This is a genomic window from Aquiflexum sp. (assembly GCF_041749095.1).
GTDB lineage: Bacteria > Bacteroidota > Bacteroidia > Cytophagales > Cyclobacteriaceae > Aquiflexum.
This window is the reverse complement of sequence record NZ_JBGTCA010000092.1, coordinates 1-15021: the sequence shown is the minus strand read 5'-3', so window position 1 is coordinate 15021 and position 15021 is coordinate 1. Positions and strand designations below refer to the sequence as shown.

7 protein-coding genes are annotated in these 15021 nt (G+C 40.6%); 1 reads left to right on the top strand and 6 read right to left on the bottom strand.

The features are described from left to right. The 6 genes from ACEW8O_RS04880 to ACEW8O_RS04855 form a co-directional block, all read right to left on the bottom strand. On the bottom strand, positions 1–9211 hold a 9211-nt coding region (locus tag ACEW8O_RS04880), incomplete at its 3' end, for an HYR domain-containing protein (protein ID WP_373493499.1). Between the two features lie 336 nt (positions 9212–9547). Then, the gene (locus tag ACEW8O_RS04875; RefSeq protein ID WP_373493498.1) at positions 9548–10129 is read right to left on the bottom strand and encodes a hypothetical protein; all 582 of its coding nucleotides are present in this window, start codon (positions 10127–10129) and stop codon (positions 9548–9550) included. A gap of 20 nt (positions 10130–10149) precedes the next feature. Further along, the gene (locus ACEW8O_RS04870; protein WP_373493497.1) at positions 10150–10845 is read right to left on the bottom strand and encodes a hypothetical protein; all 696 of its coding nucleotides are present in this window, start codon (positions 10843–10845) and stop codon (positions 10150–10152) included. Positions 10846–11066: 221 nt separating this feature from the next. Further along, complete coding sequence (locus ACEW8O_RS04865) at positions 11067–11669, bottom strand: hypothetical protein (RefSeq protein WP_373493496.1); 603 nt, start codon at positions 11667–11669, stop codon at positions 11067–11069. Positions 11670–11831: 162 nt separating this feature from the next. Continuing rightward, a complete protein-coding gene (locus ACEW8O_RS04860; RefSeq protein ID WP_373493495.1) occupies positions 11832–13379 on the bottom strand; it encodes a histidine kinase in 1548 nt (515 codons plus the stop codon). Between the two features lie 9 nt (positions 13380–13388). After that, positions 13389–14111 (bottom strand): LytR/AlgR family response regulator transcription factor, encoded by a 723-nt coding sequence (locus tag ACEW8O_RS04855; protein WP_373493494.1) that lies wholly within the window; start codon positions 14109–14111, stop codon positions 13389–13391. A gap of 360 nt (positions 14112–14471) precedes the next feature. On the opposite strand from ACEW8O_RS04855, the gene ACEW8O_RS04850 reads away from it, so the two are divergent. Continuing rightward, on the top strand, positions 14472–15021 hold a 550-nt coding region (locus ACEW8O_RS04850; protein WP_373493493.1), incomplete at its 3' end, for a two-component regulator propeller domain-containing protein.

Sequence of the window (15021 nt, the reverse complement as noted above, 5' to 3'; positions counted from 1 at the left end):
ACGGAAAGACTTCCCCACTTGCAAGTCCACTGACCCGGATTAAGGTAGGGGTTCCGCAATTGTCAGATGCCATTGGCAAGTCGTAGATAATAATTTTTCCTGTTTCTCCAAATTCAACTGTTGTACTGATATCGGCAGGACACGTTATTAGCGGTAACTCCTCGTCGGTAACAGTAACATTGAAGCTACAGGTTGACTGATTGCCAGCCTCGTCTGTAGCTGTATAATTCACCTCGGTAGTTCCCACAGGGAAGACCGATCCTGGCTCAAAATTGCTGGTCATGTTCACCGTACCACTGTTATCTGTAGCCGTAGGCTCTGTCCAAGTCACTACTGCACTGCATACACTTGGATCATTTGACACTGAAATATCAGAAGGGCAATCAATGATTATTGGACCTTCATTATCATCACTTTCTGTGACGGTTACGGTAAAGCTACATCCTGCAACATTTCCTGAATCATCGGTCGCTTTGTAGGTTACTTCGGTTGGACCTACAGGGAAGAATTCTCCACTTGCAGGGCCACTGACCAACTCTATAGCAGGAGTTCCACAATTGTCAGTCGCTGTTGGAAGGGCATAGGTAATTACCTTACCGGTTTCTCCGAATTCAACAGTTGTATTGATACCGGCAGGACAAGTTATTACAGGTAACTCCTCGTCGGTAACAGTAACATTGAAGGTACAGGTTGACTGATTGCCAGCCCCGTCAGTTGCTGTATATTTCACCTCGGTTGTTCCCACAGGGAAGACCGATCCCGGCTCAAAGTTGCTGGTCAGGGTCACCGTACCGCTGTTATCTGTAGCCGTCGGCTCTGTCCAATTCACCACGGCATCGCAGCTATCAGGATCATTGGAAACTGTAATATTGGACGGACAATCAATGATTACCGGATCCTCGTTGTCGTCACTTTCTGTGATGGTTACGGTAAAGCTACAATCAGCCGTATTACCGGCGGCATCGGTGGCTCTGTAGATCACGGTAGTAGATCCCAACAGGAAGACTTCCCCGCTTGCAAGTCCACTGACCCGGATTAAGGTAGGGGTTCCGCAATTGTCAGATGCTATTGGCAAGTCGTAGATAATAATTTTTCCTGTTTCTCCAAATTCAACTGTTGTACTGATATCGGCAGGACAGGTAATCACCGGATCTTCGGTATCGTTCACCGTCACCGTGAAGCTCGCTGTTTGCTCATTGCCATGGATATCGGTAGCGGTGTAAGTCACCGTTGTTTCCCCAACAGGGAAGAATGCCCCCGATGTATAATCAGCGGTAAAGCTTTCGATTCCGCAATTGTCAGCAGCTGAAGGCTCAGTCCAGGTTACCACCGCTCCGCAGGTCCCTGCATCATTGTCTACTATGATGTTGGCAGGAATATTCGTCATGGTTGGCTTTTCGGTATCGTTCACCGTCACCGTGAAGCTGTCTGTTTCCACGTTGTTGTGGATATCGGTAGCGATATAGGTCACCGTTGTTTCCCCAACAGGGAAAACTGCCCCTGAGGTAAAATCAGCGGTAAAGCTTTCGATTCCGCAATTGTCATCTGCTGTAGGTTCAATCCAGGTGACCACCGCTCCGCAGGTCCCTGCATCATTGTTTACTATGATGTTGGCAGGAATATTCGTGATGGTTGGTTTTTCGGTATCGTTCACCGTCACCGTGAAGCTGGCTGTTTCAAAATTGCCGTGGATATCGGTAGCGGTATAGGTCACCGTTGTTTCTCCAACAGGGAAGAATGCCCCCGATGTATAATCAGCGGTAAAGCTTTCGATTCCGCAATTGTCAGCAGCTGAAGGCTCAGTCCATGTCACCACCGCTCCGCAAGTTCCTGCATCAGTGCTGATTTCAATATTGGTTGGAACATTTGTGATCACTGGTTTTACCTCTTCCTGAACCACTACATTAAATGGTTTCACAGATACATTTCCGTTAGTATCTTCTACTTTAAAGTCCACTGTAAGGGATTGTCCAACATTTGTACAATCGAATGAAATGGTGGATAAGCCATCATTAAAGAATTTGGACTTGATACCGCAGTTGTCGAATGAATCGTCATTGATCTCCGTAATGGACAAAAATCCATCACCATTCTCATCTAAGAATACTGAAATCTCAGCAGGAATAACCACTATAGGGTATTGGAAGTCACCTACAATGAGATCCACGTCATCGGTGATCGTTATGTTACCAGAATCTGTCACCCGAACTTCATAGAATCCCGCTGAAAGATTATTTATAATGGTTCCTGTTTCAGGAAGCAATTCACCGTTCTTATACCATTCAATTGTATAAGGCGCTACACCGGCTAAAACATCTACCTCTACTCTTCCATCAGCTGCTTCAAAACAGGATTCATTGGTCACTTTAAGTTTGATACGATAGTTTTCTGTAAACTCTGCCACCAAATTTTTATCACTGTCCATGGTGAAGCTCAGTGGATTATCAGTACCGGAAAAATCTCCGGACCATTGTGTGAAAGAGAATCCTTCTGCTGGTATCGCTATCAAGGAAACTGTAGAACCTTCGTTATAGAGGTTCAGATTCGGATCCCGTAAAATGATACCTTCTCCAGCAACCGAAGTTGTGAGCGCAAATTGGGTAAGAACATCAGTACAGAATCCACGCTCGATGCTATTATCCAGCAGATTATACTCAAATGGATAGGCATCGGTAATTTCGGCATAGATACTAAAGGTATTACTCAGTAGGACGATAGGAGTTGATACTATCAGCGTACCTTTGGCATCCACGCTGATCAGTTCCTCTGAAATCAATTCCAGGGTTTCACCGGATTTGTAATAGAAAGTCAGGGTAGCATCAGTTCCTACATCACCCTCATTGATAATAGTGGCAGACAGCGTAACTTCCTCACCATTTCCAGGACAATTATTACTGAAATCCAAACTTGTAAATGCAAGATTTGGAGCATCCCCAACAAAAATTGTTCTGAGGGCTGAATTATTGGTTCGGTTTGGATCTGGTTGCTCCTCCAAAACATCCACAATCGCTTCAATGGTTTTTAATCCTCCGATAGATGATGAATAGGGTTCAGTGATGGCTACCGTTCCATCTTCTCCAGCTGCTACCCCACTTACTTCGACATCTTCACCGATCTGTTGTCCATCGATCAACAAACGTACCTTAAATGGCCCTGATGGAACTACCCCAATATTATCGTATGAGACAAACAAATTGATTTGCTCATCCAAATCCGGGTTGAGTTTGGAAGGAGAAATGTATTGGGTCAATACCCGGAGATCTGGCCCCGGAGTTAAAATCTCAATAGATCTACTTACCTCGTTATTGTTCTCAACGCATTCGGTAAATTTGCCTTCTTCATCAACAACTACTTTCAGCGTAAATGTGCCAGATTCAGTAAAAATATAAGGAAGACGGACATAAGCTCCCGATGTGTTTCTTGGAAGTTTTGAAATAACAGTTGATGCAATTTCCACATCATCCAAATAAAACTTTACGGAAACATCCTCAGCTTCGAAAATTCCATAATTTCGAATATAGGCTATCAAATATTGCTCCGTATAAATCTGGAATCCTCCTCTCCAAACTCCAATAGGAAAACCTGAATTGAAAATATTTGGAGATAAATCCACGCAAAGTGGAACTGTAGCCACATTATTACTTTCGGAAGATTCGTCTATTTCAAATCTTGAATCTGTACTGAATATAAGCGAATGATTTCCGTAGGAAGAAATACTGGTATATACACTATCTGATTTGGTTTGATTTTTTTCTACTCCATCTAGGATTTGACTCTCCAGAATATTTTCTACTCCATTTTCTACAATGGTAAATGAATTGTAGAAAGGCTCGGCAATATCTGAAGCTCCAATGTTTCTATAAAGAGCTTTAATCTTAAAGTTTTCACCGGGATCTGGATGAGCGGGTTCGATACTCAGCCAGTATTCTAAGGTATTTAAATCTGGTTTCTTGGGTCTATATTTTATGGTAAACTGAAGTTGATTATTGACTTCATTATATTCCTCAATAGCTCCGCTTCCATAAGGTTCATCCACCACGATCCGAATCTCTTTATCATTAGTGGTTTCAAATAACCAACTGAGTTTGTAGGTACTTATACCTGAACAGACATTGATCGAATTTGAGAATGTCCTGGAGTCAACAATAACATCATCTACGTAAACATTCATCACAAAGGGTTCAGAGGTAGGAAGACCGCCTATGTTTCTTGCCTTGATAGAAATGTTAAAAGTATCCTCGAGATTGAAAAATATAGAAGAAAATTTTTCTGGAATCAGATCAGGTAATTCCCCAAAGATTTTTACACTGATATTCCGATTGTTATTTGATTTGGAAGTTTCGGCAAGTTGATTCAAATGGTCGGCTCTTGCTGAAAAGACACAATGATCATCATAACTATTGCATGAATTTAATAAGTTATCATCCAGTATTGATGTTACAAATGGATACTCAATAAACTCACCAGGCTGAAGTAGCGGAATAAATATTTCTCCGATCACGCCTTGGCAAGAAGCATATCTGAATACAAAATTCTCCGCAGGAGCCTGCCCAATATTAGTAACCTTGGCCACCCCTGTTATTGATTCTCCTCTTAGATAGTGGTTTCTATTTTCTTTAGCGTCGAGGGTTAAAGTAGTCTCCAAATCAGGAAGTAATAATTTTTCAGAATTATCCTCTTCCACAACTTCAATGGTGAATGGGCCAAATGGCACTATAAATCTACCATCATCCACCTCTCCTGATACAGTATATATCCCAAGTTCTGTCGGACCGGAGAAGGATCTACTGAATCCCCCATTGGAATTGGTATAGGCCGTTGATGATCTTCCGTCACTGATATTTATTCTTACAGTGGCACCTGATACTTTTGGAGTCACAGCGAGATCCAATCCATAATAATTCGCTACACCAGAAAGCGTAAACGTCTCACTTGGAATAATTACAGATTTATTAAGTGAAGCAGATACATTGATGCCTTCCGGAAGGGCATAGAATCGAATAGCGAAATTATTGAGTTCGTTTTTCTCATCCAGCACATCGGTCTCATCCAACACCACTTTGATCTCATGATAGCCTGACACCAAGAAGCTGTAATTCCAACTTACTTCTTTGGTAGATTGAGGAGCCACATAATCGACAATTGTAGATGCTATGAGGTTCTCATCGTCATATACTGATACTACAAAGTTTTCAGCAGGGAAATCTGAGGTGTTTCTGATTATCCCTGTAATCGTAAATTCCTCTCCAATAGCAGGTTCATCATTACTAAAGAGAATGTCTCCGGCAAAGATTGCTACATCAAGTAAATCACTAGATACCAATGGAATAGATAAGAACCCTGTAGTGGTTTCACAACCTCCGGTATGGATGACCTTGATTTCTGATTCCCAGTCTGCATCCTCTACAAGGTTTAAAACAGCAGCTCTGTATATTTTTCCATCACTGACATCTTGATCCATCGGATCCTCTTCAATCATTTCGATTTCCCTGGTTTCTAAAAAGCTTCGGACGGTCAAGCGAGGATAGCCTGATCCAGGTAGTAGGCCTGATCTTTCCACATAATTGATTCTAAAAATAAACTCAGTAGCGCTCGTCCCAACTGAAGGACTGACAAAACTTGATTCATATCCCTCGTCCCCTACATAATTTATTTCAGGTATAGAGCCGACAGTAACTGTGACGGCTTCCTCTGTGGAACATCCATTTTCGTCCGTTATTAAAACCGAGTAGGTAGTAGTTTCTTCAGGCTGTACATATATGGAAGAGTTAGATTCTCCGGTACTCCAAAGATAGCTCTGACCTCCTGTTACGCTTAAATTAATTCCTTGTCCTTTGCAGATTGATGCATCATCACTGATTGTAACTATAGGGTCTGCATAATGAAAAATTATCTTACTCAAAACATTATTGGTCATATTTTCATCTGACTCCACAATAGATACCTTAATGGTAAATTCCCCCTTTTGACTTAAATCAGCCAGGTTTTCAAAAATATAGTTGTATGTCTGACCAGGAGACAAAACTACAGAGGAAGGCAAGGCCTCTTCTACAGGTGTATCTTCATTGATTTGGTAAGAAAGGATAATATTGCCTGCAAAAGAAGTTCCTACATTTGATATCCTAACCGAGACCGCTTCTTGGTCTGTGAGCAAACAGGCTGAATTTGGAGTAAGGATTTCCACAACAGCCAGATCTCTTCCGCTTTCTGAGAAAAATTCTACCGCACCAATACTTACCGGATCAAATCGGGGAACGCCGTTGATATCATCTGAAACTATTGCTGTCAAATCAGTTCCATTGACAGCGAGTGCCTCCTCTTGTGGAGTCAAGTCTTCGCTTGAAACAAATTGAGAATTAATTGTCAAGGAGTTGGCATCATAACCTGAGGCAGCTCTCCAGGCACCCAAATCAACTGCATCTGTACTGCCCCATCGCCCAAGATTTGTTCCCGAAGTAAATAGATTGTTGTAATCTATATTTGAGAAAGCTCCTGTCGTAGCAATCCGAAGGGCATAACCATTTGTAGCCTGGAAAATAGAATTGACCAATTCATTATTTCCTCCGTAATTAGCATACTCCATAGAAGCGCCATTACCCTGATTCCAAATGGAATTGTGATAAAATAATAAATAGTTGGTATTGGAAAGATAAACCGTTCTGTTGTTGCCTTCCCCTTGAAGGAAGTTATTATAAACCAAATTAGGTGTACTGGAATTTCCAGAAGCATTAACTACTCGAAGGGCATTTCCGTCCACACTGGTTACCCTGTTGTTTTTAACCAATAAACCTCCTTCAATATTCTCAAGTAGTAAACTAATTTGATGTGCTGTGGAAGAGGTCCTAATTATGTTTCCAATTACCTGCGGTGCATTTGTATAATTGAGGTAAATAGATCTGAAGTAAACATCATTTACTTCATTTTCAGAAACAATAACCTGACCTGCCCGGGAGGCAGAGCTAGCACCTTTGACATAAATCCCGTTCGCACCCCCGGATATTTTATTGTTGAGGATTCTTATATTTTCGGTAAATGATCCCGTAACATCAATTCCACCTCTCACATTAGAGGTATTTGTAGTAGCAGGACTTTCTATAATATTATTTTCAAAAAGCAGGTTGACCCCTCGGTTGCGCACTTGAATGACTTGACCAGAACCCAAAGTCTTAAATGTCATGTTGGAGAAGCTGTGATGCTCTGCATTGTCCAGCCTCATGGTGTAAGAATCCGAATGGACAATTATAACACTTAATGGATTTGTGCTAGCCGAACTGAAATTGATGCTGAATGACGAGGATGCTCCCGGCACAGTTCCGAAATTCAATTGCTCCTCATAGGTTCCATCGGCGACCAAAAAGTCTACTTTTCCTGCTATACCACTGATTCTTAATGCTTCTGCAGCAGCAGCAAAGGATATAAAATTTCGATCCCCTGTTCCAGCTGGATCAATGGTATATTCTCCAATCAATGGATCTCCTGCTTGAGCAAACTCCACAGCTCCAATACTTACTGGAATTGTCCTTGGATTACCATCGATATCGGTTGAAACGAAATTTGTCAAATCCGTTCCTGCTTCTGTTAAAACAGGATTTTGAGGGGTAAGATCAGTATCGGAAATATAAAGTGGATCTTCATTTAATGAATTTGCATCTCGCGATGATAGGGATTGCCAAGTAGGGAGATCGGGGGCATAAGTATTACTCCATCTACCTAAACTAGTCCCAGAAGTAAACAAGTCGTTGAAGTCCATTTCCACCAAACCCGTACTGTTAGGTACATAGACAGCCTGCCCTGTATTGGCCTTAAAAATATTGTTCTTGATCCGGAAACCGGAAGAAGCCAGGCCGTTATACTGAATCGCTTCTCCTGTGGATGTGTTTATTACCGAGTTGTGGTAAAAATTCACATGCGTGCTGTAATATAGAAACACAGTCTGACCGTTGCTGCTGCTTCCGATCATGTTGTTGGCTACCAATGCCGGGGAGCCTTCCACAGCATTGCAGAACTGCATGTTCAAACCGTACTGACGGCCTCCGAAAAGTCTGTTGCCGACCACCCGGGTAGCTCCATCCACATTTCTAAGATCCATGGTATAAGAAGAACTCCATGATGCCGAATGCAGGGTGACGCTGTTGTCCTCGATTATCGCGGCAGTCAATCTTTCAAGGTAAATCCCGTATTGGAATGGTCCCGTGATTTCATTGCCACGGAACTCAAAGCCAGGTGCCCGGAAGGAAGTCGCACTGCCGCCACGGTAAAAAACTCCCTTCCTACCTCCTATGATCTGATTGTTGATGAACCTTACATTAGTGGAGATAGAAGGATCCAAACGGACGTTACCCAACTCTCCATTCGTACTGCCTGTATCGGGACTCTCTATCCTGCAGCCTTCTATCAGAAGATTGTCCAGTCTGTTCACCGTCCAGATGGTTCTGGCAAAAGAGGCATTGGTAGCCTCTATGATCAGATTCCTGAAAATTATATCACTCGCATTGTCGAGTCTGATCACGTAATTGTCCGCTGATACAGTGGAACTGAATTGGACCGTCACATCCCCAAGATTGCCTGAGGCCGGTACATAGGTCACCGTATTGGTTGATGAGCCACCTGCAATGTCATTAATCAGCACCTGCTCCTCGTAAATTCCCGAAGCAATCTCAAATACCACCGGTCCGTCAACCCCGTTCAGGATCATCGCATCCACCGTGGACTGTATGGTGGTGAAGTTTCTATCTCCCGTGCCCGCAGGATCGATGGTATAGATTCCCGAAAGTGGACTCAGACCTTCTGAATCGTATTCATTTGCTCCCATACTCGGGGTCGCCTTTCTGGCTACCCCGTTGATATCCGCAGCTACTTCAGCAAGCGGCGTTCCCGCATTCGCCAAGGCCGGGGAACTTGCCGTCAGATCTGTATCACTCGCAAACTGAGGATCAAAACTTAGCGAGTTTGCATCCATTGAGGAAAGAGACTGCCAATCTGATAGATCACCTGCATAACCGCTTCCCCAGCGTCCCACATAGGTACCTGAGGTGGCCAGATCGTTGAAGTCCATTTCCACCAGACCCGAACTGTTTGACACATAGACTGACTGACCCGTATTGGCCTTAAAAATATTGTTCTTGATCCGGAAACCGGAAGAAGCCAGGCCGTTATACTGAATCGCTTCTCCTGTGGATGTGTTTATTACCGAGTTGTGGTATATATTCAATGAACCATTTGAGATAAAAGAATTGTACCAAAAAATCCTACTGATGTAACATAATAAAAAAACCTGTCCAAGTTAAGTGGACAGGTTAGGAATCAGTGTTTAAGTTTCAATTAAATAGTTACCCTCAAAAATCAATTCCGTCTCGGTAAAAAAAACTCTACTTACAGTTATGTTTTTGATTTCCCCTTGGAACGTTTGAAATCAAAACGTAGAGTAGTAAATAAATAGTTTTCAAAATCTCTATGTAAAACTATCAGATTATCAAATTCCGTAAAGTCACTTCAAATTAAAATCTGATGGCGCAAGAAACCACATCACCTCTTGGTTTAATTATGATCACGAATTAAGATCCTCCCCAGGTTTAAAAATTAAAAAAAACTCTCCTTCCGTTATGGTTTTGGACTCACCACTGAGAAAATCTATGACCACGCCGTTGAACTTACCTTTAATAGAATTTTGCTTCATCTCGGTAATTTCAAGATTTACGTTTGGATCATTGACATCAGTAACATAAGCTTTTTCTTCCGCTTCCAAGGAATACCCAAGAAGGACCCCTTTTAAACCATACTCAAACGGTACAAGTCCAGTATAACTTTTTGGGGTAATGGGGGTTGTTTCGGTTATTACAATTGTAATAACTTCCTCTAAAGTAGATTCTCCGCTTACTTGCCTTGCACCCGACAAAGACAGATTATAGATCTTTGGTATGGTAGATCCAATCTCAATAGATCCCATATCAGCACTCAACAGGGTTTCGGTTTTAAACTCAACTAGTTTTCCATCTACTTTTGCTTTTAGAAAATATCCCGACTTGTTATCATCAGGATTCATGTCTTCATCTTGGCTTTCGCAACCTGAACTTGCAAAGAATACCATCACAGCAAGTAGCGCCCAGTTGATGTTTAATAACTTTTTCATAATTGTAACATTTTAATAAATTAGTAATACGTGCCTACCCAAAGCATTCTAGATGGGTCTTTGACATTGCTAATGGTTACTTTGGAAGGAAAAGACGCCCTGATATCCGGGTCTGTTTCATACACTTCATTAATGGTGTATTCTACCCAATTGAAGCCCTTTTTCAATTGAATATCAAAACTGTATTCAGTTTCTACCTCTTCATTTTCGGCTGCATAGACACTGCTGTTGCAGGTCATGTTCAAACTTAAGTCCTCTTCTACATACATCACTTCATAAAATGAGCCCTCTACAGCATTGTTGTACCCTGAATCCTCTATCCAAGGCCTAAGTGCTTCATCAGATACCAAAAACACCGTTCCTGCCCAATCTCCATTCTTGGTCAATCTTACAAAATCCTGCCTTGCGGCCGGTTTGTCGGAATTTTCTCCAAAAGCTCCGCTTTCGTTACAATTGAAGTAGAAATTAAAATACAGATCTCCCATTGACATGGACAAATTCTCTTTAGGGATATTATTCAAGCTGATATTCTCAAGGTTTGCAGTAAACTGCCCCTTTTTATCAACCTTGCCAATTGAAATAGGATAATCCATCCCAAATAGCATCAGAACCAAGTCCATTTCGGACTTTCCATGGTTTTTGACCTTTCCTGTGATTTCTTGGGCATTGGCCCAGAAGAAACAGCACATAAAACATACTGATAATAAAGCCTTCATATTTTACATTGATTATTGGAAAAAAATTTAAAAGATTAGAATGGTCAAATTTATTTCATTCCCACGCCTTACTATATCAAAATTGTATCAAAAGATAACACTGATGTAACATTGTGGGAAAATCTGTAAAAAAGAGAGAAAGGAGAAGCGAGAGACGAGACTTGCGTGCCGAAAGGAGCGGATACTGTCTATGGCAAGGATGAAGAAAATAAAAAAGCCAATTACTTTAGGGTTTTGAAATCAAGATAATCCACCAAAGTCCACAATTCATCATTTCGGAGATGGTGGCCTTTTAATGTAACAAGGAATCTACCCGCATCTATAAACTCAAGTTCTGCAAGCTCATCCTGTGTATTTTCGACTTCCCATACCCTATAGCCATTTCTTTCATGGATTTTTGAATAGCCATCAGGTTTCAATTCTTCAAAATCAAGGTTCAATTTTTGAATACTGCCAGACAAAAGTACTGAGGCTACCGGACCCGCTCCATCAAGAATCTCCAATACGACTTGCTTTGACGGATCTGACCCATGGCCATAGGTGGCTTTGATAGCACTCATATCTGCCGACTCTTTGTATCCAATGACCGTCCTTATGACAGTGAATTCTCCGATTTGATTCGGAATCCAATTTTTCAGTTGTTCTCTTGTGACAGGAATGGTAATTGCCAAATCCTGTATTGACTTTAGTGGAAAGTCAAGGGATTTTTCTGCGGCTACCTTTTCAGAAGAATCTCTTTTTTGACAAGAAATCCCCACAAAGAAGAGTAAGGGGATGATGACTAGAATCCTGTAAATTCTTTTTTTTGGTTTCTCGATTATCATTATTGCTGGGTTTAATAAAAATGATGACAAATATAGAATTGCAAAAACCAACATGATATCTCCATTGTACCACATGATAAGAATATTGTAACATTTCAGAGGATTTGGAAATCAATTTTGGTATTTCAAAAAGAAAAGTATATGGTTTCCCAAAAGTAAGTTCTAGCCAAATAATTTTTCAGAACCCCTTTGATCCAAGTATAGCACTACTTCAGTACCTTCTTGACCGGATTGGGCAGGATGGTCAATAAATTCAAAATAATATCCGACATTTTCAATTTCGTTGAAATACCGGAGACGCTCTGAATTCAGTTTGATGCCGAGAGATTGTTTTTTTATGGATTTATTTACCATCAACTCCCCTGATTTTTTTCTACCGATCCCATTGTCCCTGATAGAGACCCTTAAGTTATCCCCTACCCACAAAACCTGCAACACAATGCTTTTATCACCCTTCTTAGCTGTAAGACCATGCCAAATTGCATTTTCAAGGAAAGGCTGCAGGATCAAAGGGGGGACTTTACTATTGACCAAATCCACATCCTCCCCGACAATAAGTTCAAAATTGATTTCTTTTTCAAACCTGATGGACTCAAGACTGACATACAACCTGGCAATATCAAGCTCCTCTCCCAATGGTATGCTGAACATCCTTGAGCTTTCGAGGACCATACGGATCAATTTTGCAAATTTATTGAGATAAGTGACTGCGTTTTCCTTGTCATTTTCAATCAGATAAACTTTAATGGAATTGAGCGCATTGAAAATAAAGTGCGGATTCATCTGATTTCTAAGAGACTGAAGGTGTAGTAGGGTGATTTCCTTTTCATAGTCGGCCTTTAATTTGGCCATCCGTTGTTCTTTGGCATCTGCCTCGAGTGAACCGATTTTCTCTTCCTTAAGAACCAACTCCTCCTTCAATTTTTCATTGAGCTGATTTCTGAGAATTTCATTCACCTGTTCTTGGTCCATGAGATCTTTCTGAATGGAGATTTTCTCATCGTAAACTTCTCTTTGTTTGATGGCCAAGGAAAAAGTGTAAAGAAAATTCTCTATCAGGACCGGGATATAAAACAGGTAGAAATATTTGTTGGTATAACTCACATCCTTGCCAAAGGTCAGGAAAGCCAATAAGGAGGAAAACACCGCCAGAATCAAAAACCCGGACAGGATATAATATTTTACCTTTTCGGGAATTTTTACTACCAAATAAATGCCGAAAAAAGTAAACAATAGGGTAATGGGCATAAAGATACTGGTATAAAAATTCCTCATCATATCATAGCCATCCCATAAATACCTGCCTGCAACCAGGACGCCAAAAATCAAGCTAATGACAATGGCATACCTTGTAAAAAACACTTTGAACTTTGGGTAGTGTTTTTGGAAATTCAGGATTTCCATGATGAAAAATGAAAACACCAAATAACTTGCAAACTGAATGGGGAAATTGGCATGGATAAACAACTCCGGCCAAGCAATATATAAATCTTCGGTAAATACCCCTTTTACCCTTTTGAGAAGATTTATTGCATTGATTAAAGCATAGATACTATAAAAAAGATAAAACCTCTCTTTGTTTTTGATGTACAAAAAAAAATGATATATCGACAGATAAAAAAGGATACTCGTAACAGCCCAACCCAATCCGTTGAAATTACTGTTTTCAAGAACCGTCATCCAAGATCCTGTATTGCAACTGTCTATCATTTCAATTCTTTAAAACCGGCTTAGAAATCCTGATTTTTTTGATCTGGAAACCGGCAGTGAAATCCCTGACACCAAGACTACTTTTGAGGTGCCTTTTTCAAATAAATTTACCTTTTGAAGGTTGATCAGGTAGCTGTTATGGATTCGGTAAAACAGTTCGGTGGGAAGCATCTCCTCAAGGTACTTCAATTTTTTGGAAATATATACCTCATCATTGTTTTCGGTAATGATCCTTGAATAACTGCCATCACTTTCACAATAAACAATATCAGCAGGATCAAGGAACACCATTTTATCATCTGAATTGATTTTTAACTTAGTTCCCTGAAAAACCAATTTTTCATCTTGGAACACTTCTGCCAAATCCCTTTTCTTCTTGTTTTGACTTATTTTTTGAACCGCCAAAGACAAATCCTCCTTTTCAATGGGTTTCAATAAGTAATCAAGTGCCCTTTCTTTGATGGCCTGGATGGCATGTTCCGCATAGGCGGTCACAAATACCACCTCGAATTTTCTGTCCTTGAAATACTCCAAAAATTGAAATCCATCCATTTCCGGCATTTCAATATCCAAAAATACCACATCAGGTTGAAGTACTTCAATTTTTCTGATGGCATCAATTACATTGACAAAGGTGCCGACTATATGAATCTGATCCGAAAAAAAATTCAAATCCCATTCCAGGGATTGGATGGATTTTGGTTCATCATCAATTATTATTGCTCTTATCATGCCCAGGAAAAGAAGAGATAGGTTTTCAAAAGTTGCTTGATATTTAGCCTAAATTATGAAAATCATGGCAAATCAAATATTTATTTCTTTTTGTGTCTTTTGCCAACCTTAGAAAAAGCCATTTAAGACCGGGCTTCAGGTCGCATTTGATTCATGCCATGAATTTGTTTTAAGTACTTTGCACGGTTAATTCATGCCATGACTTTGAGTCATGGCATGAATCCCAGAAGAAGTCTCATGAATTTAGAATTGAAAAAAAATGACTGATTATAGATAAAACGCAACCTGTTATGAACAATTAAATACTAACAGAAACCTGTCATAAGATTATTTGCAATTTATAAGCTGATATTCTTTCAAATGAAAAACTTTTCCAAAATCAAAAAGGCTGTAAGTTTAATTGCCATGATCCTGATTTTGGTAATTCCGATATTTGGCCAAACAGAACTTTCCTTTCGACAGCTATCCGTCAATGATGGGCTATCCCAAAATTCCGTTGTCTCCGTCACGCAGGATTCAGATGGTTTTTTGTGGATCGCTACCCAGGAGGGGTTGAACAGGTTTGACGGCAGAGAATTTAAGGTATTCAATAAAAAATTTGCAGATATAACTCAGGAATCACATTTGCAATTGGGCAAGGTGTTCGCTGATAGCAAAAACAGGATTTGGATCATTCCCGAAACATCAGTCCCGGAACTTTTGGATCCTCTGAAAAATGAATTTATCCCGATAAAAGGTATCAATGCAGCAAACAGCCTTCATGAAGACCTTAACGGAAATATATGGATCGGGACATTTTCGGGGCAGTTGTTCATATGGAATGAAAGCATACAATCTCCCGAAATGATCTGGACGGATCCGGCTCGGGAGATATTGGACATTTCTGATTTTGATGGGCAACACCTATTAT

What these genes read in the sequence shown, in the direction of transcription:
- ACEW8O_RS04875 (WP_373493498.1), bottom strand. Translation starts at nt 10,129, where the DNA reads ATGAAAAAGTTATTAAACATCAACTGGGCGCTACTTGCTGTGATGGTA.
- ACEW8O_RS04855 (WP_373493494.1), bottom strand. Translation starts at nt 14,111, where the DNA reads ATGATAAGAGCAATAATAATTGATGATGAACCAAAATCCATCCAATCC.
- ACEW8O_RS04860 (WP_373493495.1), bottom strand. Translation starts at nt 13,379, where the DNA reads ATGATAGACAGTTGCAATACAGGATCTTGGATGACGGTTCTTGAAAAC.
- ACEW8O_RS04865 (WP_373493496.1), bottom strand. Translation starts at nt 11,669, where the DNA reads ATGATAATCGAGAAACCAAAAAAAAGAATTTACAGGATTCTAGTCATC.
- ACEW8O_RS04870 (WP_373493497.1), bottom strand. Translation starts at nt 10,845, where the DNA reads ATGAAGGCTTTATTATCAGTATGTTTTATGTGCTGTTTCTTCTGGGCC.